This window comes from Gemmatimonadota bacterium (genome assembly GCA_026705765.1).
Classification (GTDB): Bacteria; Latescibacterota; UBA2968; order UBA2968; family UBA2968; genus VXRD01.
This window is the reverse complement of record JAPPAB010000044.1, coordinates 1-19,667: the sequence shown is the minus strand read 5'-3', so window position 1 is coordinate 19,667 and position 19,667 is coordinate 1. Positions and strand designations below refer to the sequence as shown.

The window sequence follows — 19,667 nt, the reverse complement described above, 5'->3', positions numbered from 1 at the left end:
TGGACACCTTCTCCCCGTGTTTTTAGACCCTTATTCTGGAGGGAGTATATGCCTACAGGTATTCGCAACTTTGTCATTTTTACCATCGCCATAATCGTATCGTGGATTGTGGGGTCAACTGTGCCACCTACATGGACCGTTGAACAAATCACCTTAGACGTTCTCACAGACGATAGCGGCAATCTGTATTACACCTACAGAGGAAAACCCGCCTATTTCGATGCGGTGCCGCTTGAGCAAGCGCAGCTCAACCCCTCGATAATACACGGATCCAGCGAAACGCCTCCCATCAAACAAGAATTTGTCTCATCAGTAGAGGATGGAGAAACAAAATATTATCAACTCCTCGCAAAACACCACTGGGGCTACTGGTCACTGCTGCCCGCGGTGGTGGCCGTGCTCTTGTGCTGGATTACCAAAGAACCCGTCACAGCTCTTTTGGGCGGTATTATTTCGGGCGCGCTTATTTTGACTCGCTATGACTTTACGGGCGAGGTTTTAATTCCCTCATTATCAACGACAAATGCCGCGAGTATCTTATTACTCTATTTGTGGCTCCTGGGCGGGCTTATGGGGATATGGTCGCGCACGGGTGCAGCGCAAGCTTTTGCCGAGTTTATGACTGTGCGTTTTGTTCGCGGTCCCAAGAGTGCCAAGCTCGTCGCTTGGATGCTCGGTGTTATTTTCTTTCAGGGCGGCACTGTCAGCACCGTGCTGGTCGGAACAACTGTCAAACCCATTGCCGACGAGGAAAAGATCAGCCACGAAGAACTGGCGTACATCGTCGATTCGACCGCTTCACCGATTGCCTCACAACTCGCTTTTAATGCTTGGCCCGGCTATGTTCAGGCTTTTATCTTTGTCGCTGGCGTCAGTTTTTTAGCTACTGAAGCCGACCGCCTTCTCTTCTTTTTTAAGAGTGTTCCATTCTGCTTTTACGCGATTTTCGCCGTGTTGGGCACGTTCCTGCTCAGTATTGAAAAACCCCTCTTTTTGGGCAAGCAACTCAAGGAAGCTATGCAGCGCTCTCGAGAGACCGGGCAACTCGACGCCGACGATGCCGATCCTTTGAGTGCTAAAGAATTGCAGGGAAGCAATGTGCCCGAAGGCTACACGCCGCATGTCCTCGAATTTTTCCTGCCTCTGGGCGCGCTTATCGCCATTGCTATCGGGACTTTTATTACCAGCGGGTCTCCCAATGTGCAATGGGCTTTTGGCATCGCGCTTCTGATAGCCGTGGGTATGGCTCTTGCCAAGGGCATGTCGCTCAAAGACATTGTCGCGGGTTTTCACGATGGTCTCAAAGGCGTGGTGCTCGGCTCGGTTATTCTCTTGCTCGCCATCACTATTGGCGGTATCAGCAAGGAAACGGGCGGAGGCATCTTTTTGGTGGAGCAACTCGGAGATACCATTCCATATTTCATTTTGCCGGTCTTGCTTCAAATTCTCACGATGGCGATTGCCTTTTCCACAGGTACGAGTTGGGGCACGTATGCAGTGGCTTTCCCACTGGCTATGCCACTGGCCTGGGCCGTTGCTACGGCAAATGGCCTGTCACACCCCGAACTTTTTATGACGCTGTGTTTTGCCGCTGTCATAGATGGTAGCGTTTACGGCGATCAGTGTTCGCCCATTTCAGATACTACGGTTCTCAGTTCTATGTGTACGGGTTGCGATCTGATGGATCACGTCAAAACGCAAATTCCGCAAGCCTCCATTGCCGCTGGCATGGCAGCAATCTGCTGGACCGTCGTCGCTTTCTTTACAGCATAAGAGGATTTTTTACAATTCATTAAGCCAAAAGGAGGCACACAATGCCTGTTGGAATGATGCTGTTTATGACATTTATAGTGACTTTGTTCGTCATTGGTTTTATTGTTATTTCTTCTGAACACAAAAAATCAGATTGAATATTCCATTGATGAATCGCCTTTTTCACGCAGAGCTCGAATTGCCCATTCGCGGCAAAAGTCAGCGCGTTACCCGTCGTCCCAATGTTGCGCCTGGCGAAACGGCAGTTCTCTTTGACGAAGAAGGTCCAGGGTGCATCCATCACTGGTGGCTCACTTATGGGTATAAGCGCGAAGGCGATGCGCGCGATCCCATCCACGATTTGCAACTCCGCCTCTATTGCGATGGGGAGGACGATCCCACTGTCGATCTCCCCATCGCTCGTTTTTTTGCCATTCTCTTTGAACACGATATTTATCCCATTGATAGCGCGGCTATCAAGATTCTTCCCAAAAACGCGCTCAATTGTTATTTGCCCATCCCTTTCAAATCGCTGCGTCTCGAAATTACGAATAATAGTGGCCGCGCGATTCCGTTCTGGTTCATGGCCGATTGGTCGTCGTATGACAATACCGAATTAACCCCATTACGCCTCCATGTCACGCACCGGGGCGAATATCCCGCTCAATCGCTGGGTAGTATTCTGATGGCCGATTATTCGGGCAGTGGATTTATCGCGGGTATGGTCAAAGGCGTGGTCGTAAGAGATCGCGCGGATAGCTGGTATCACACTGGCGGAGACTTGTGGCTGCTCGATGGGGAAAGCGATCCCCATGCCCTGCGCGGCATTGGTGGTGAAGATATTTTCAATATGAGCTTTGGGATATGGAAGGTGCAAACTGATTGGGTAGGCGCGCCGCATATCCATCGAAGTACTGGACATACGGCGGGTGGCTCTGGTTACGAAGGGGTGATGTACCGCTTTTTTGGTCCCGATCCAATATGGTTTGATCATTCGGCAATTATTCGTTTTGGCTCCCGCGGGAATGATCTGGAAAGCGTTATCTACGCCTATGTCAATCCCGCCGAATCCCCGGCCATTCTCACGCCAGCCCAATGGCAAATCGCCGGCCCTTTTCCCTGCAATACACGCGAAGATTTCAATCGGTCCGAATGGGCCGAGAAATCTGTCGCGGATTGGCCCAATACACATACCGCTGATTTTGATATCTATATGGGTGAGAATGCACCCACTACATTTTCAATGCCTATTCAGGCGGATTCAGAACGCGGCTGGTGCGATTTCACACGGTATCTTCGCGGTCGCAAACGCACCAATGTCGGTACCCAACCCGTCAGTGTCTCGGCTTATGCCGTGGGACAAATCACCCCGCCCGAAGCTGGCGCGTACACCCTCGCTGTGGGGTATGACGACTGGATTCGCGTGTGGGTCAATGGCGAGGAGGTCTATGCGGGGGAACATGAGAATGGGTTCGCCATTGAACATATTCCATGTAATCTTCCATCCGGGCCTTCTGAAATACGGATTAAACTCTCAAATTTCGACAATGCCCAATGGCGTCTCTGGACTTTTCACGTCGCATTGCAGAATAAATAAAAAAAACCGCAGAACTTAGAGCGTCCTGCGGTTCCATTTTCTTTTTTACTCCTTTCATCTCGACATCAGGGCAGATGGGTCGCCTTCGATCCAGGCTTCACCCCCGTCTGTCCATACCTCTTTTTTCCAGATCGGCACGGTCTGTTTTAACCGATCAATCGCGTAGTGACACGCTTCCAGAGACGCTTTGCGATGCGGAGAGGAAATCGCGATTAGTACGCTGATTTCTCCAATTTCCAACCGGCCTACGCGGTGCAATATTCCCACGCAATCCACCTCCCACTTTTCTCTTACTTCATCTCCAATTTCACGCATTTTCTTTTCGGCCATGTCGCTATATGCATCATAGACGAGATAGGAGGTTCCGCGCCCTTTTGTATTGTCCCGCACCACACCCGCAAATGTGGTTACAGCACCGTCCGAATCCGCCAGCACCGCATTGTACAAAGCATCTGGTTTTATCTCTTCGTCCTGAATTTTGTACACATCGTCAGCCATAATAATTTCCTCTAAAGGCGAAAGGGTAGGCCCCTATCCACCACTTACAGGGGGAATGAATGCTATCTCATCGCCATCTCGAAGTTCCGCATCTCGTTCCACATACGCCTGATTGACCGATACCATCAAACTCGGTGCCATGTCTGTAAATCGCGCCTGTTCCGATGCGAGCTTTGATATCAAATCCGTTACTGTCGCACCGTCTGGTAGTGTCATTTCCGACTCACCAGTGCCAATCAAATCGCGACAAGATGCAAAGAAGAGTACTTTGATATTCAATTTTTACTCCACAAAAGACGATTTTTAAATTTTTTTAAGCCTCGGGTTGTCCTGGACGCCCACTTTGCGACCGCGTTTGGCAATGGGTTTGCCATCGATTTGCTTAATATCTGCCGTAAAATCAATCGGGGATGCGCCGCTAATTGCACTGCCCACACCGAAACCGGCAATCGGACACTTTAACCGCACAAATTCTGAAATCCGCTCGGGCGTTAATCCGCCACTTACAAAAATCCCCACCTGATCAAAGTCCGCACTGTCCAGTGCTCTGCGCACGCGCCAGACCAGGTCGGGTGTAACCCCACCCAACTCTGAGGGTGTATCCAGGCGGACTCCCCACAATCGTCCGGCCATTGCACGCGCGACGTGCACGCTTTCTTCTGCCTCGTCTCGAAATGTATCTACCAGTACAACGCGCCGCACAGCATCGGGCATGTGGGTATCAAAAGCCCGGGCAGCAGCTACTGTATCGCCGTAAATCAACATCAGAGCGTGTGGCATGGTGCCCGATGCTTTTTGATCGGATAGGGCAGCGCCTGCCGGTGTTGCACAGCCAGCACATCCTCCGATCAATGCGGCGTATTCCATGCGGTCTGATACGGCGGGATGTACGTGCCGCGCGCCAAAACTGATCACGGGAATTTCTCCCGCGGCTTCCACACAGGCGCGCGCCGCAGTAGCCCAACCGCTGCCGTGTGCGAGTGTGCCCAATAGAGCCGTTTCAAAAATACCAATGGTGCAATAATCTGCGTGAAGGCGCAATACCACTTCTTTGCGCGCCATTGCCGATCCTTCATCAAGCGACCAGATCTCTGCATTTTCGGGCAATGTCTGACGCAAAATGTCCAGGATCTCTCGGATGCCGCACAAGAGGCCATCGGCATTGGGAAATACCTCCATAACCACCGATGGATTGCGGCTTTCGGCTTTGAGTACTTCGAGGGTATTTAGAAAATACTGATCTGCCCGGTTTTTGTCCAGGAATGGGATGTCATTCATATCTAAAAATACGGAGTGGGCAAGGCACACAGGCGTCGCCTCTACTGCGCCAATTTTTCCTTCATTGCATCCAAAAATGCCGAAGGAACCCGAACGGTTCCCATTACGGCTTGACCGCGACCATCGCCGTGGCAATCTGATCCGCCCGTTGTGAGCAGGCCATAGTGTTGTGCTATATCTGAATAGCGACGCACATCTGCGTGGTCGTGTTTGACATGCATCACTTCTATACCGTCTAACCCCTGTTTGATCAGGTCGGGAATGAGGGCATCGCGGCGGTACAAGACGGGATGTGCCAGGCTGGCCAATCCACCAGCTGCGTGAATGACTTCTACCGCTTCGCGCGGCGTCAATACATATTTGGGTTGGTACGCGGGTTTCCCATATCCCAGATATTTTTGGAATGCGTGATCGTGGGAAAACACAACGCCCTCTTCGACCAGCACATCTGCCACATGAGGGCGCCCGATAGTAGCATCTCCCGCTTTGTGTAATACCTGCGCCATTTTAATTCGTATGCCCAGGCGATTGAGTCGAGCCACTATTTTTTCTGCGCGGTTGCGCCGAGCATCTTGAAATTTTTGTAAATACGCCAGTAAATCCGAATTTTCAGGATCGATAAAATAGCCCAGGATGTGAATGTCTATGCTGGCTTCCTGCGCACTCAATTCAATGCCGGGAATTACTTCTACACCGATGTTCTGACCGACATTCTGGGCCTCTTGCACGCCAGCAACCGAATCGTGATCCGTCAGGCTGATGGCCGATAATCCCAATTCGGCTGCTCGCTGAACAACCTGTGTTGGAGAGTAGGAGCCATCCGATTGCGTCGAATGCAGATGCAAATCAATATAAGATGTCATAGAAAAGTCGGTTGTCAGTGCTATACGTACGTCAATCCCGATGCCTGTTTTTTGCCTTCGCGCTGTAGTTTGCGCAATTGACCGCGCAACAAATTGCGCTTGATCGCGTTGAAATGTTCGAGGATTAGCACGCCATCCAGATGGTCAATTTCGTGCTGAAGCGCTTTGGCGGCAATGCCTTCCAGTGTCATTTCAAATACACTTCCATTTTCGTTGAGCGCGCGCACCCGCACCTGTGCCGGGCGTTTGACATCTCCGACAATTTCCGGCAGGCTCAGACATCCTTCTTCGCCAATACATTCGCCCTCTGCCCATAAAATTTCCGGGTTGATGAATACCAGGGGTTCCGACATGGGGTCGCGCGGGCGAACATCCATTACCAGAAGCTGGCCTGTAAAGCCCACCTGTTGTGCCGCAAGGCCAACGCCTTCGGCCTTATACATTGTTTCGAACATGTCCTCAACAAGCTGTCGCACATCATCGGTTATATCGCGGATAGGTGTCGCTTTTTTTCGCAGCGTTGGACATCCGATTTTTTTTATTTCGAGTAAGGCCATGTTTTTGGGCTGGGACTGGTAGATAGGTGCTTATTTATTGCCAGGTCCCTAATCCTTTGCCTCTATTTTTAATAGCGCTTCATTCAAACTGCCCGTGCGATAGCCCTGGAGATCGAGGGTGACATAGCGATATCCGATATTTTTGAGTGTTTGAGCCACAGCCTCGTTCGTACCATCCTGAAAAAAACGCGCCAGATCTTCGGAGGGAACTTCTATTCGGGCAATATCTTCGTGGTGCCGAACGCGCACTTGTACAAATCCACGGGATTTTAAAAATTGTTCGGCGCGGTCAATTTTACGCAATGCTTCCTCTGTGACGGCTGTGCCATAGGGTATTCGAGAAGACAAACACGCAGATGCGGGTATGTCCCAGGTGGGCAGTTGCCATCGCTTTGACAGTGTTCTGACGTCGTCTTTGGTGAATCCCAATTCGACCAACGGCGCGCGAATACCCCGGGATTCGGCGGCAGCCATACCCGGGCGATAGTCGCCAACATCGTCGGCTATTGCGCCGTAAAGCAAATACTCGAATTGTCCTGCATAGCGTTCGATTACTTCGTCCAGCTTATCGGCCAGCGCGCTTTTGCAGTGAAAACACCGATCGGGATCGTTTTTTACGTAGTCGGGGTTTTCCATTTCCCGGGTATAGACGATATCGAGTTGAATGCCAATTTGCTCGGCCAGTGCTTGCGCTTTTTCGAGTTCACCAGATGCATAGCTCGCGGAGACTGCAGTGACTGCCAGCGCGCGGTCGTCCAGAACCCGATGCGCTGCCGCTGCCAAAAACGCGCTGTCAACTCCGCCCGAAAATGCCACGACTACACTGCCCATGTTTTTCAGTAAAGCATTTAGCCGTGTGAGTTTTTCATCAAGTGTCATGTTTTTAACCCCCGCTCACTTTTTAACCGCGCCAGGTACTACTACTGCATCTACCATTCCGTGCAATATTTTTTTGTCTGCTGGACAGACTGTCGCCTGTAAGCCCGAGAGTACAGCTTTGTCTTTAATGACAAAATAATAGGGCTGCAACCGCACCCGTCCTCTGAATGTTTCGATTTGATCAGTTTCGTAATCGTAGTACGACGCAGAAAAAGTCGCGCCATTGTGAAATTCCTGCATGATATGAGGCGTTTGTTCAAAAGCGCATAGCGCTTCGTCGATCACGCCTTGCCAATCTCGCTCGGCCATGTCGTGCCCAATGGCTACTCCGCGACTGCCCCAGGCCATTTCAGAATATCCCGAGGGTTTGATGACCAATTGCCGGTGTTTTTGCCCCAGGTGCCCCAGCGCGTGCCAATCGGAAAAGGATTGCCCGTCAATTTCCAATCCCGCAATAACGCCATGGGGTGGCAAAGGCGCGGGGTCTAAGATCCACGTTTTGGGAAAGGTTTGCCGCAAAAAGGCCACGGATTTTTTGCCCAAATGTTGGCGCCAGAAATCCGATAACAGGGGATGGTGAAACAGCGCCATCATCATCTTTTCTTCGTGATATGCTTTTAAGGGGGGTGTGAGCTTGACAAGCCCTTTGCGTACCGCGTAAAAAATTAAATCGATTTGGGGCAGGTTTCGCAAATCGAATAATTCAAAAAACCTGTATATCACATCTATGCGCTGGCGACCATGTGCCCCATTGACAAATAGTCCATCTTCGACAAAAGATACTTCTTCGGGACCAATGACATAAGTTTCCAGACCAATGGCATTCAATCGATCGCCCAAATACGACATTTCCGGGCGATAAGCCGATGCTTCTTCCGAGACCACTATGCCCAAAACAGGCGCATCTGTGCCAGCAACGTCGCGGATCATCTGTGCAAATCCAGTGACCATTCCATTTGCGCCGCCCACAATTTGATCGCCGAGTGTGGCATATCGCTCTGCCAGGCTTGCCGTAAATCCGATCCCACCGGGCACGGAATCCAACTCCGTCGCAATCATTCCCGCTCGCGTGGGTATCACATCGGGCCGAATTACGAGGGGGACATGGCTTTTGAATCGGCTCATTTGCCCAAATTTGATCACTTCTTCAGATTTGCCCTGGTCCAGATACTGCGCGACCCATGCGGGTTGAATGCCTCTTATGCTTTGCGAATACAATAGATTTAGTGCTTTGTAAAACTGATAGAGATGCTGTCCCAATGCCTCAAGGTGTGATAGAACTGGGGGCGGCAGCCACCACGGATCGGGCGATACGCGCCAGGAACTGTTCGACTGCGGATGTACTTCGCGCTGTACTTCGGTATATAAACCGCCTCTGGGCGTTAGATCGTCAATATAGCGTGCCCGTTCCCGGGCGTCCATCTCGTCAACGGATTTCTCCGTGTCACAAATGCTCATAAAAATTCCTTCGATTGGCGTGTTCGCATTTTTTCTAAAATCTATCTCCTAAAATACAAAGAACAGGGAGTGCCGCAAGATGCAAAGCCCTGTTCTGTATAATATAACATAATAAATATGTAGGTGCTTATCCTTTGCGTTTTGATCCCAGATGCTCACTGATAAGCGCGCGCTCGGCTTCAGAGAGTACTGGCGCATTATCTTGTTCAGGTGGAGATTCTGATGCTGTTTGAACTCCATTATCCGCCGCGGGTTCTTCGGGTTCGGGAGGCTCGGATAGTGGCGGCGGTTCTGGCGCTACTTCAGGTAGCTCAACAGACGGTAGGGGGTCGAGGTGTATTTCTTCGGTCAGTTCATCCTCCAGGTTTAATCTCGCCGTAACAGCGTTATAAATCGATTGGGCGGCTTCGACTCGGGCTTCCACCTGGCGGATTGATTGGCGCAATTCTTCTATTATAGCCAGTGCATCTTCAATTTCTCGACGCGCATTATCGAGGACTTGCCCATAAAGTATATCTGAGGAATCGCCATCTGGAGCAGACATAAAAATATCCTTACTGTTTGTGAGTATCCGATGTGCACCGTAAGTATAAGGCACACAATAATAGATAGCAAGATAAAATAGAGATTGGGATGCGGAGTAGCTATTTCGCGAAATCAAAGATGATTCACTCCGTACCAAACCCCAGGGATTGGCAAGCAGGCGCGCAAGATCTCACCGGCGCGTCCGCCGGCATCTAACATCGCGTTCTCAGTTTTTTCCAGGGTTCCAAAAATTAGCTGTGCCGCTGCACCTCGGCTTTCGGCCACCACGCGGTCGCCGCCGTAATAGATGTGATATTCATCGCCCACTTCCCGAAATGCCAACCCTTGAGCCGCGTGTTCTCCGATTCGTTCGACAAAATAGGGGCGCATTTTTTCGAGCAACTGTTCAAAATGAATGATCATTGTCGTGCCGGGGAGATTGGCTGGCTCACCTGTCAAACCGCGCGCTTCAAGCAGGCCGCGCAATACGGTGTCGAATCTCTTGACGTGCAAAGACAACTGATTCAGATGCTGATTGGCGATAAATTTGTCCAATGCACCGACGATTGCAGATCGCTCACCGGCGTAGTCGAGCAAGTACACTTGTCCTGCATCTCGTTCGCGTGCCTGCTGCATGACCCCAAAGGCAACGGGCTGATCACCCCGATGGATCAGATAGGTTTTTGCCGGGCGGTTCTGCACCCATCCATCTATGCCAAAGGCGATGTCCGAAGGCGGGCGCAGCCAGCGTACGGGTTCTCGCCGGTAGATGGCTCCAATCGTTTCTACATCTGCTTTTGATGCCTGTGTTATCGTCCAGGTTGTATCGTCAAAATCGTTTGCCCGCTCACGCGCGATGTGAAATATCCTATCTCGCCCTACATATCGGCACCCATATCGATGGTACATGTTGCGATATCCCGATACCATGATATAATCCACGCCATCTTTGCGGCAGTGACGCATGGTATCTCGCAAGAGTGCCGTGGCATGGCCCTTGCCCCGATGGGCTTCGTAAGTCGCCACCCCTCCGAGGGACGCTACGCGGAGTGTGCATCCCATAATGGATATGTTCCGCCGAATTGTGCCGATGTGCGATACGACTTCGCCGTTTTCGACGACTACGCGCAAATTGTGCATATTATCGTCATTGAAGGCGTGTGGTTGCATATCTGAGAGCCCCTCGAAAAATACGTTGTCGAGTAGCTGACACAAACGCCCCATTTCATCGCGACGCACGCTGCGAATCCCATTTTCCCACGATGCTTCTGGCTCTCTGGGCATAAAGATCTCCTGACAGCGATACGCTGTCTTATCCTTTCAGATATTTGTCAAATATATCCAAACACTTGTGTCCGCTAAATTCGTGGACCCCATCAAATCGATCTTTTACCAACTGATCGCGCGCATCTGCGGCGCGATAGATTTTTGATAGGTGGCGAAATGCCCGTTCGGCATCTGCGATTTGAAAACCAGGATCGCGTTCGCCCATCTCCACGACCAGAGGGCGAGGTGCGATCAAACCCGCAACATCGGGAATATCGCCAATCGCCATCAATCCCGGCATATATTGTGCACCGCAAAAATTTGCTCTTCCGGGCATTGCACCTTCTCGCAACGTGCTGAGATATCCACTGATACACGCGCATTTGATCCGCTGATCCAAAGCCGCTAAATAGGTCGTCATTGTGCCGCCAAATGACACGCCCAAACACCCAAGCCGCTTTTCATCCACTTCTCGACGCGCCTGTAAATAATCCAGTGTGCGAAACCCATCCCAGATTTGCAATGCCAAAAAGTGATACCCGCGATATCCTTCTGCCATGTAATTTACGTTGCACTTGTCGCGTGTTTGGCGCACCCAATCATCAGGACTCATCCGCTCGCCAAATCCCCGCCAATCCGGCGCGATGACCACATAGCCCCGCCGCACGAGTTGGATACCCAACTGCTTCTGATAATCTTCGTGTGGCTTTTCATCTGCGTCCAAACCCACGAGTGGATTTTTGCCTATCCCGTGGCCGTGCGCCGCCAGAATCCCCGGACGTTTTTCGCCGCGCTCCAGTCCCTTTGGCACCAGTACAAATGCGGGTACACTGGCAAATTGCTCTGTGTCAAATGCGATCTTTTCGCGGACGTAATCCCCCATGTCGTCCCGGCGTATCACTTCCGCCCGAAGGGGCACGCTTTCTGGCATTGGTCCCAGATTTTTCGTCAATCGCGCGCGGAATTTTCGACGCCACAGACGCCAGTCATCCACAGTCTGTCCATCAAAAGCCATCTCGGATTTTGTCGCCCGCATCCACGCAAAAACGGATTCATAAGGCGAGAAGAAGCGTTTGCGCTCGTCCATTGGTCTCTTCCTTATTTTAGAATTCCCACTTCCCATAGAATACAGGCTATGGCAAATACCACATATACCAGTGATGCAATCGCCATCATCGCAGTGCATCCTTTGCCCGGCCGGGCGGTTTTTGGCAAGTAGCGATAATTGATGTACAGCATCAGCGGCACGTAAATCGCCATGGCAAATCCGCCCATATAGGCAGCATTGAATAGAAAGCCCAACTCACTTACACCGTACTGTTCCATCACAAAAGTGATCACACATCCTGCCACAATCCATATTCCCGCGACGAGAAGATACCACCAGCTCAGTTCTCGTTTTTGCGCGCCCTTAAAATTGGTATATACAATGTCTGCGATTGACCGCGCGACCCCATCTACGAGGGCGAGTTGTGTGCCAAATAGCGTTGCCAGCCCCACCAGGAGGAAGATCACGCGGCCCATGTCGCCCCAAATTTCGCCCAGAATAGCGGCTTCGTCCCAAATCAGCGTGCCTTGTGCGGGCACGATCCCCTGAGGGTGCAGGACTGCGAGCGATCCAAAGATGAACAACATCATTGTAATGGAGTTTAATCCCCAGAAAAACAACATTTGATCTTTTTTTATATAATCCCACCACGCCTTGAACCTCGTCGCGTTTTCTTCTGTTTCTTCAAATACAAATCCGGTAGATGGAATAGCTTCTGCGCGGCCTCGCAATGGATTTTGCATGATTGGCACATGTGCGCCCATGCCAATGTGTTTATCGCGCAAATAAAAGGTGTAAAACAAATTTGCCGTTCCTCCAGCACCGGCAAATACGATGGCGATGAATAACGCCTTTACCGACATATTTGGATCTTTGTAACCGATGTTCGCGACTCCTTTTCCCAGGTCAATCCAGGTTTCTGCCGTGCCCACGGCAAAAGCCACCATAATTAATCCTATGGTGACAATTGCAACCATGAGTTCAACGGCTTTTTCCATTGAATTGTAAATGAGTTTGGGACCAAACAAAATTAGTGCGACGCCGATAAATGTAATCACAGTCCAAAACGTGTCTGTTCCCCAACCATGGGGACCGACCAGCAGTGCTTTGAGGGCCAATCCGGAAGCGCGCCCCCATCCTGGGGCGATCCAGGAGAATAATGTAATTAAAATAAACAGGGGTGCAAAGCCGCGCCACACGCGCGCAAATCCCGTATATACTGTTTCACCTGTGGCAATTGTCCACCTTCCGACCTCAAAGTTGATCCACATTTGCAAAAACACACCGAGTACCGCAGCCCAGATCATGCTCGATCCATACTCGGCGACTACAAGAGGCCACACAATGATTTCGCCCGCGCCTATGGATAGTCCGACCAGGATGGCACCCGGTCCCGCCATTTGCCAGAAGCCCGATTTGCGTTCGGGTAGAACGGCTGTTTTGAAATTGTCCAATTTTTTGAGCATCTATTTCTCCGGTTAAGCGCGCAGTGCCATTGTCGCGATCTCTTTGATGCCGAGTGTTTTGGCGACTCGGCGCGATAGCGATAAGTACGTCGTCAGTTTTCCGCCGAATATATTGAGCAATTGGGTTTGTCCGCACGTGTGCAGATCCAGTTCGTACTCTCGCGAGAGTGCGGTTGCATCGCCTTTTCTTTCTACGAGGGGACGAACGCCCACAATGGCATCTGTGATATCCGCGCGTTGAAGCTGGCGGTTCGGCGTCAGGTACGCATTTACTGCCCGAATCAAATAATTGATATCTTCCTCTTGAACTACCACGTCATCTACGCGTCCGCGCTCTTCGCGTTCGGTTGTGCCAATTATTGTCTGATCGCGTTTTGGTTCGGGGATGAGAAAAAAGATGCGTTTGCCTTCGGTTTGCAAAAACAGGGGATGGGGTGTGAGAAGTCCATCTACAAAAATGTGAATGCCGCTCACTTTGCGAATCTGAAATCGCGAAGGGAACTGATAACGCGCTATGACTTCATCAATCCACGGTCCCGTTGCATTGATCAGGGTGTGACTGCGGTATTTTTTTTGTCCTACCAACAGGACAAATTCGGTTTCATCCCAGGCCACGTGTTGTACGTCAACTTCTTCGCGAAATACGCATCCCAGCGCTCGCGCGTCTTCTGCCACTCGCTTGGTGAGTGCCAGATCGTTTGTCTTGCCATCGTAATAGCGCAGTACCGCCCGGATTCCTTCTCGTTTTAATGCGGGAAATTCGCGCGCAAATCGCTTTCGAGATATTTTGCGGGATCGATAGATATTGTGCCGCCCGGCCAGTGCGTCGTAGAGTTTGATACCTGTCCACAACCTCCAGACGGGACGCGGGCTCTTGCGATAGATTGGCAGATAAAAGGGTTGCATTGAGACCAGTTCGGGATAGCGTCCCAAAAGCTCGAGTCGATCACTCAAAGCCTCTCGCACCAGCCCAAATTGCCGCGTTTCCAAATAGCGCAATCCACCGTGGATCAATCGCGACGATTTGGACGATGTGCCCCCGCCAATCGCGCCTTTGTCCAGCACCAGCACCCGTTGCCCTCGCTCGGAGAGTTCGCGCGCGATACCGCATCCATTGATTCCCGCACCCAATACAATTGCGTCGTAGGTCATAGATTAGCTCTCAGGGGCGGGTTTGAAACCCGCCCGTACTCAAAAAATCCGGTACAATTTCATTTTGCAAGACCTGATCCAGTGTCTGGCGTTTCCGAATTAAATGCAATGCGCCGTCTCTGTCCAATAATACTTCGGCTGCTTCGGGAAAGGAGTTGTAATTTTTAGACGACATGCCCGCACAATACGCGCCCGCTCCACCAATGACCACGGCATCTCCCACTTTGGTTTGTGTTAATAGCCGGGGGAGTAGCCCTTCGGGGTCGTCGGGCGCAGGGGTTAATACGTCGCCGCTTTCACAACAATGTCCTACCACGATATATTCGTCCATTCCGCGTTCTTCTTCTTCTTCGGGCACCACGACAATGGGGTGCTGTGCCCCGTACATGCTCGGGCGAATCACTTCGGTCATCCCGGTATCGGTTTTGATAAATTTGTATCCGTCTTTCCCTGTATCCACCACATCAATCGCCGTTGCAACGATTGCACCGGCATTTGCGACCAGATATGTGCCGGGTTCTACTTCCAGGCGCAACGGCCGTCCGGTTTGTCTCGCGGTCATTTCAAAGGCTTCGGCCATGTGTTGTCCGATTATTTGCAAATCTGTCGATACTTCTCCCGGCATGCGCCCAATCTTGTACCCACCCCCCAGGCTCAAGGTGGTGGCGCTTTCAAATCCAATGCAAATTTTCAATGACATCAACGCGACGCGTTCCCACACTTCGGGATCGCTGCCCGACCCGATATGCGTGTGCAGAGTCGTTATTGTCAAATCGCGTTGTTTGCAAATTTTGTGGACATCGGAGATATATTCATGCCAGATCCCAAAACTCGCCGCAGGCCCCCCTACGTTGGTGCGCTTGCTGTGCCCAGATCCCATGCCGGGATTGATGCGTACGGAAAGAGATTGCCCGGGGAACAGGTCGCCAAATGTTTGCAGTTGATTCAGAGAACATGCATTAAAGATTACACCGCGATCGATCAGGTGTTTCAGATTTTTGGGTATCTGCTGTGCCGTAAGCATGATGTGGGGACCCGGCACACCGGCCCGCATGGCGCGCTCGGCCTCATATCCACTGCTGGCGTCAATGTGCAATCCCTTTTGCGTTAAGATGCGAATTACGGTGCTGTTGGGCAATGCTTTCATCGCGTAGCGCGCTGTAAGTCCAAATGCATTGGGAAAGTTTAACACGGCCTCGGCCTGTGCTTCCAGCGTGCGCTGGTCGTAAACATAAACCGGGGAGCCAAATTCCGCTCGAATTGTTCGCACTTGAACGTCATTCAAAAATGCTGCCACAAATTCCTCGCTTTCACATTATTGTTATCAGATCTGTTAAATAAATAAAAAAGCTCCCCAAAGGGAGTTCTCGCGCCAGCGATTTAAGGCGTGGGGCCTCGAACCGTCTGATTGTTCTTTGGTGCGGACGGGGGGACTCGAACCCCCACGGGTTTTACCCCACCAGATCCTAAATCTGGCGTGTCTGCCAATTCCACCACGTCCGCATATTTGCCGCGAAAAGTAAAGATACACGTTCCACTGAAATATATCAATAAAAACGGAACAATTGAGGTATTTTCTTATTTATAGGGGACATGAAGCCAGGCATTGATCCAGTGGTTCCCTTGTGGAACCTCTGTTGACTTTTCTCAATCCCGAATTTACGTTTGTACTCCAATCAGCAACATATTTCTAAAAATTATGAATATCTACAATAAAATACAAGCCGTGTGGCTCGCTTTGTTCCTGTTATTTGCGATTACGCCGGGATGGTGCCAACCTGTTTTGCCGCAAAAAGCCGCTGGCGATTCCATAGTATTTGATGCCGATGAGGTCGTTTATGACGTACAGACCAGGCGCGTGGAATTGACCGGCAATGCCACCTTGCGCTATCGCGACTTGCAACTCAAAGCCGGTCATATCACGTACGATCAAAATTCCCGGCGTGTCACAGCACGGGCATTGTCCGATTCCACTGGAGCAAAAACCGTGGGGCCGCCCCTATTTACCCGCGGTAGCGAGAAAATTTCGGGTGAATCCATGGTCTATGACCTCGATACAGAACGCGGTAGCGTGCGAGATGGCCGCGCGTCACATCAGCGCAAACACTATCGCGGTGCCCGCATTGCACTTGATGGTCAAAAAGCGCTGAATGCTCTGGATCTCTCTTTGAGTACATGTGATCGCGACCATGTACACTACGATTTCTTGTGTAAAAATGTGCGTATTTTGCAAGACGACAAAGCGATTGGGCGATCTGTTACTTTTCGCATTGGTCCCATTCCCGTTTTCTGGGTTCCCTTTTTTGTTTTTCCAGTCAAGCGCGGGCGGCAATCGGGCTTGCTGACGCCGGGCGTGGGGAGCAATAATCGCGATGGCATTTTTGTCCACAATGTGGGGTATTATTTTGCACCGAGTGAATACTGGGATGCCACGGTTAAGAGCACTTTGCGCGAGCGCGGTGGATTTTTGCTCGAATCGCGACTTGCCTATGCCAGGCGCAATCGGTTCAGCGGCTCAATGGACATCGGATATGACCACGACACTTCAGGTGATGGTACTGCTCACAATTGGCGCTTTAATTTGCAACACCAGCAACGCCTCAACGCCACGACCAATATCAGAGGGAGCGGACAGTTTTCCACCAGTACCAACTTTGACCGACGCAATAGCAACAATCTCTATCGCTATCTCAATCGGCAATTGAGATCCAGTTTTTCTTTTGATAAGCGCTGGACGGAATCCGGGCGCAGCATTGACGGTAGCCTGACGTATTACCGCGATCTGAGAACAAAAAACAATAGCTTTCAGGGCTTTCCCCGTCTCAGCTTTCGACAAAATAGACGCCGCATATTTGGGGGCAATGAACCCACATCTGTTACAGGACCGTGGTACCGCGCCTTTTACTACGGTTTTTCGAGTGCTTTGTCGAATAACTTTGCGCGCAACCCCGATCCAGCACCTAATACGGAGCGCGTTTCTCTTCAAAATCGCGTTACGGTCAACAGCCAACACCGTCCCCTGGGCTGGCTTGACCTCACACCGGGCTTTAATTTGAACGAGGAATTTATATATAGCGATACCGATTCGACAACCCGACGCACGTCTTACAACGCAGCGCTGACTTCGGGTACGACACTATACGGCATATTCCAACCGCAAATCGGTCGGTTGCGCGGCATACGGCATCGTTTTCAGCCCCGGATCAATTTCAATTACAATCAATCGGGAAGCATCTTTCAGGGGACCATGGGTTTTGGAGGCAATCGCAAGTGGAACGACGCCAGACGCAGCATAAATTTTAATATCGGCAATACTTTTGAACTCAAAACCCAGCGAGACGACGATGTGCGTCGCTTTACCCTGGCGACTCTCAATTTGTCAACGGGATACGATTTTGACGCGCCGAGACAAAAATGGCGCCTGCTTCGCACCAGCGCGTCTCTCAAACCCGACCGCCGCGTGGATGTTCGCATTGCGATGACCCATACGCTCTATGACAGTACAGGCCAGCGGTCGCTTTTGCATCCGCGCATGCAGAACCTGACCATTACCTCCAATTTCCGTTTTTCCGGTGGTCAAGGTGGACGAGGCAATATGGTTATCCAGTCCGCTCTTCCCGATGGATACGACCCCGGGTATGATACTGGATATGATGCTGGATATGGCGGTGGATACAGGGGGAGATATGGCGCAGATTTTGGCTTTGAACGCGATTTGTACAGCGATTTCGGCGGTGCCAGCCAGCCGTGGCGATTCAATCTTTCTCACTATATTGCGATGCGGCGATTCGGCAATACAACGAACAAAACATCCTGGGTCAAAGCAGATGTTGGCATCAATCCCCGCCAATTTGTAAGAATTGACTATTCGATCAATATTGATATTCTTCCCGATGCCAAAATCTCGGCGCAGAGCCTATCGCTTTATCGCGATCTGCACTGTTGGGAAGCGCGATTTTCGTGGTATCCCGCGGGTTTTAATAAGGGTTTCTTTTTTAAGATCAATATCAAAGATATCCCGCAAATAAAGTTTGAACACCGCCGTGGGGGATTTGGGATATAAAATATTTCACCTTGTCCGCCTGCCGTAAATAGCTTATACGTTGGCGAGAAAGACTGGCAAGTTTATTCAAGAAACTCCTGATGATGAGATCTTTATGTCTTTGATAGAATCTACTGACTTACGAACCAGTGATACTAATAGACCAGTCAGGACTGGTGCTGATGCGCTACCGCCGTTCCCCGAGGGGTGGTATTTCGTCGCAAACCGCGAGGCCATTCTGCGAGAAAAACTGATCGAGAAGATGTGGCTGGGCGAAGAAATCGTTGTCTGGTGCGACGATGCATACCGTGTCTGCGTGGCCGACGCGGTATGTCCGCACTTGGGTTCGCATCTGGGGCCGGAGGTCGGCGGCAAGGTATGCAACGGTCACCTCGTCTGTCCGTTTCACGGATTTGAGTACGATACGACCGGCCAATGCGTCGCGACTCCAAATGCCCCGGCACCGAGAGCCGCGAAACTGAAAGTATATGAGACGCGGGAGATCCTCGGGATGGTCTTCGCATGGTTCGGGAGCGGCGGCCGGCCGCCGCAGTGGGACCTGCCAGCTAAGCCGGCGGACGCGGAGTGGTCCGAATTGCGATTTCATACCTTCCAGTTCCGAGGTCATCCCCAGGAGACAACAGAGAACTCCGTAGATCTGGGACATCTGCGCTACGTGCATGGTTATGACAACGTGCGCCCAGTCGGTTCGTTATCGATCAACGGCGCCTATTTGAAGAGTTGTTTTGACTTCAGATCCGTTCGAAGGATCGCGGGCCTGTGGGATATCGTGTCCGATGTCTCGACCGTCACCCACGTCTATGGTTTGGGTTACTCCTTCGTCGAATTTCATGAAAAGATTATCGGTATGAATGCGAGATTGTGGGTACTCGCAACACCCGTCGACGGCACGCGGGTCGAACTGGTGTTGGTCAGCCAGGTGCGAGAAATCCGCAAGCCCCGGCGCTTCATCACAGGTCTGGGTTTCGTACCGATGAAGCTGCGCCACAGGCTTATGAACCTGTTTATCCTCTCAGAGGAAAAAAGATATGTCATGCAGGATGTGGTGATCTGGGAACGGAAGCGGTATCGGCCTATCCCCAGGTTGTGCCGGGCCGACGGCCCCATAGGGAAGTACCGTCGGTATTGCCAGCAGTTCTATCCTGGATTACCGATTTCGAAGGGAAGTGGGGACTCGATCTCCGATTAGGCGGTGGCCGACGAAGGCGCGCCAGGCGGGCCTAAAGAGGCTTGCGAGCCAAGAAACAGTACAGCGGCGTAAAGAT

General features: G+C 51.2%; 17 protein-coding genes and 1 tRNA gene. 4 read left to right on the top strand and 14 right to left on the bottom strand.

The features are described from left to right. The first annotated feature begins 48 nt into the window (after positions 1 to 48). A complete protein-coding gene (locus tag OXH16_05600; protein ID MCY3680849.1) occupies positions 49 to 1,773 on the top strand; it encodes a sodium:proton antiporter in 1,725 nt (574 codons plus the stop codon). Positions 1,774 to 1,921: 148 nt separating this feature from the next. Then, complete coding sequence (locus OXH16_05595; protein ID MCY3680848.1) at positions 1,922 to 3,349, top strand: DUF2961 domain-containing protein; 1,428 nt, start codon at positions 1,922 to 1,924, stop codon at positions 3,347 to 3,349. Between the two features lie 54 nt (positions 3,350 to 3,403). Here OXH16_05595 and OXH16_05590 read toward each other — a convergent pair whose 3' ends face one another. The 14 genes from OXH16_05590 to OXH16_05525 form a co-directional block, all read right to left on the bottom strand. After that, a complete protein-coding gene (locus OXH16_05590) occupies positions 3,404 to 3,847 on the bottom strand; it encodes a molybdenum cofactor biosynthesis protein MoaE (GenBank protein ID MCY3680847.1) in 444 nt (147 codons plus the stop codon). Positions 3,848 to 3,880: 33 nt separating this feature from the next. After that, positions 3,881 to 4,126, bottom strand: a complete 246-nt coding sequence (gene moaD / locus OXH16_05585) for a molybdopterin converting factor subunit 1 (GenBank protein MCY3680846.1) — start codon at positions 4,124 to 4,126, stop codon at positions 3,881 to 3,883. A gap of 24 nt (positions 4,127 to 4,150) precedes the next feature. Continuing rightward, positions 4,151 to 5,260 carry a nicotinate phosphoribosyltransferase gene (locus tag OXH16_05580; GenBank protein ID MCY3680845.1) on the bottom strand — a complete coding sequence of 370 codons (1,110 nt, stop codon included), beginning with the start codon at positions 5,258 to 5,260 and terminating at the stop codon, positions 4,151 to 4,153. Continuing rightward, on the bottom strand, positions 5,167 to 5,988 hold the full coding sequence (locus OXH16_05575) for a PHP domain-containing protein (GenBank protein ID MCY3680844.1): 822 nt from the start codon (positions 5,986 to 5,988) through the stop codon (positions 5,167 to 5,169). Before OXH16_05575 ends, OXH16_05580 begins: the two co-directional genes overlap by 94 nt. A gap of 20 nt (positions 5,989 to 6,008) precedes the next feature. Continuing rightward, a complete protein-coding gene (def, locus tag OXH16_05570; GenBank protein ID MCY3680843.1) occupies positions 6,009 to 6,545 on the bottom strand; it encodes a peptide deformylase in 537 nt (178 codons plus the stop codon). Between the two features lie 48 nt (positions 6,546 to 6,593). Then, positions 6,594 to 7,424 (bottom strand): ATP-dependent sacrificial sulfur transferase LarE, encoded by an 831-nt coding sequence (larE, locus tag OXH16_05565; protein MCY3680842.1) that lies wholly within the window; start codon positions 7,422 to 7,424, stop codon positions 6,594 to 6,596. Positions 7,425 to 7,439: 15 nt separating this feature from the next. Beyond that, entirely contained in the window at positions 7,440 to 8,882 is a 1,443-nt protein-coding gene (locus OXH16_05560) for a hypothetical protein (protein MCY3680841.1), read from the bottom strand. Positions 8,883 to 9,009: 127 nt separating this feature from the next. Then, entirely contained in the window at positions 9,010 to 9,426 is a 417-nt protein-coding gene (locus OXH16_05555; GenBank protein ID MCY3680840.1) for a hypothetical protein, read from the bottom strand. Between the two features lie 113 nt (positions 9,427 to 9,539). Then, the gene (locus OXH16_05550; protein ID MCY3680839.1) at positions 9,540 to 10,691 is read right to left on the bottom strand and encodes a GNAT family N-acetyltransferase; all 1,152 of its coding nucleotides are present in this window, start codon (positions 10,689 to 10,691) and stop codon (positions 9,540 to 9,542) included. Positions 10,692 to 10,719: 28 nt separating this feature from the next. Continuing rightward, positions 10,720 to 11,760 carry an alpha/beta fold hydrolase gene (locus OXH16_05545; protein ID MCY3680838.1) on the bottom strand — a complete coding sequence of 347 codons (1,041 nt, stop codon included), beginning with the start codon at positions 11,758 to 11,760 and terminating at the stop codon, positions 10,720 to 10,722. A gap of 11 nt (positions 11,761 to 11,771) precedes the next feature. After that, entirely contained in the window at positions 11,772 to 13,187 is a 1,416-nt protein-coding gene (locus OXH16_05540) for an Nramp family divalent metal transporter (protein ID MCY3680837.1), read from the bottom strand. Between the two features lie 12 nt (positions 13,188 to 13,199). After that, a complete protein-coding gene (locus OXH16_05535) occupies positions 13,200 to 14,339 on the bottom strand; it encodes a glycerol-3-phosphate dehydrogenase/oxidase (protein MCY3680836.1) in 1,140 nt (379 codons plus the stop codon). A 10-nt stretch (positions 14,340 to 14,349) separates the two neighbouring features. Further along, entirely contained in the window at positions 14,350 to 15,636 is a 1,287-nt protein-coding gene (locus OXH16_05530) for a diaminopimelate decarboxylase (protein MCY3680835.1), read from the bottom strand. A gap of 119 nt (positions 15,637 to 15,755) precedes the next feature. Then, positions 15,756 to 15,842 (bottom strand) — tRNA-Leu (locus OXH16_05525). 196 nt (positions 15,843 to 16,038) lie between these two features. Between OXH16_05525 and OXH16_05520 the strand changes: the two genes are divergently transcribed. Together OXH16_05520 and OXH16_05515 are read left to right on the top strand one after the other, a co-directional pair. After that, positions 16,039 to 18,402 (top strand): putative LPS assembly protein LptD, encoded by a 2,364-nt coding sequence (locus OXH16_05520; protein MCY3680834.1) that lies wholly within the window; start codon positions 16,039 to 16,041, stop codon positions 18,400 to 18,402. A gap of 94 nt (positions 18,403 to 18,496) precedes the next feature. Continuing rightward, positions 18,497 to 19,591, top strand: a complete 1,095-nt coding sequence (locus tag OXH16_05515) for a Rieske 2Fe-2S domain-containing protein (protein MCY3680833.1) — start codon at positions 18,497 to 18,499, stop codon at positions 19,589 to 19,591. Positions 19,592 to 19,667: the final 76 nt, after the last annotated feature.

Coding starts and splice junctions, on each gene's coding strand:
- OXH16_05540 (MCY3680837.1), bottom strand. CDS start 13,187: ATGCTCAAAAAATTGGACAATTTCAAAACAGCCGTTCTACCCGAACGC.
- OXH16_05515 (MCY3680833.1), top strand. CDS start 18,497: ATGTCTTTGATAGAATCTACTGACTTACGAACCAGTGATACTAATAGA.
- larE (MCY3680842.1), bottom strand. CDS start 7,424: ATGACACTTGATGAAAAACTCACACGGCTAAATGCTTTACTGAAAAAC.
- OXH16_05560 (MCY3680841.1), bottom strand. CDS start 8,882: ATGAGCATTTGTGACACGGAGAAATCCGTTGACGAGATGGACGCCCGG.
- OXH16_05545 (MCY3680838.1), bottom strand. CDS start 11,760: ATGGACGAGCGCAAACGCTTCTTCTCGCCTTATGAATCCGTTTTTGCG.
- OXH16_05590 (MCY3680847.1), bottom strand. CDS start 3,847: ATGGCTGACGATGTGTACAAAATTCAGGACGAAGAGATAAAACCAGAT.
- OXH16_05555 (MCY3680840.1), bottom strand. CDS start 9,426: ATGTCTGCTCCAGATGGCGATTCCTCAGATATACTTTATGGGCAAGTC.
- def (MCY3680843.1), bottom strand. CDS start 6,545: ATGGCCTTACTCGAAATAAAAAAAATCGGATGTCCAACGCTGCGAAAA.
- OXH16_05595 (MCY3680848.1), top strand. CDS start 1,922: ATGAATCGCCTTTTTCACGCAGAGCTCGAATTGCCCATTCGCGGCAAA.
- OXH16_05550 (MCY3680839.1), bottom strand. CDS start 10,691: ATGCCCAGAGAGCCAGAAGCATCGTGGGAAAATGGGATTCGCAGCGTG.
- OXH16_05535 (MCY3680836.1), bottom strand. CDS start 14,339: ATGACCTACGACGCAATTGTATTGGGTGCGGGAATCAATGGATGCGGT.
- OXH16_05520 (MCY3680834.1), top strand. CDS start 16,039: ATGAATATCTACAATAAAATACAAGCCGTGTGGCTCGCTTTGTTCCTG.
- OXH16_05600 (MCY3680849.1), top strand. CDS start 49: ATGCCTACAGGTATTCGCAACTTTGTCATTTTTACCATCGCCATAATC.
- OXH16_05575 (MCY3680844.1), bottom strand. CDS start 5,988: ATGACATCTTATATTGATTTGCATCTGCATTCGACGCAATCGGATGGC.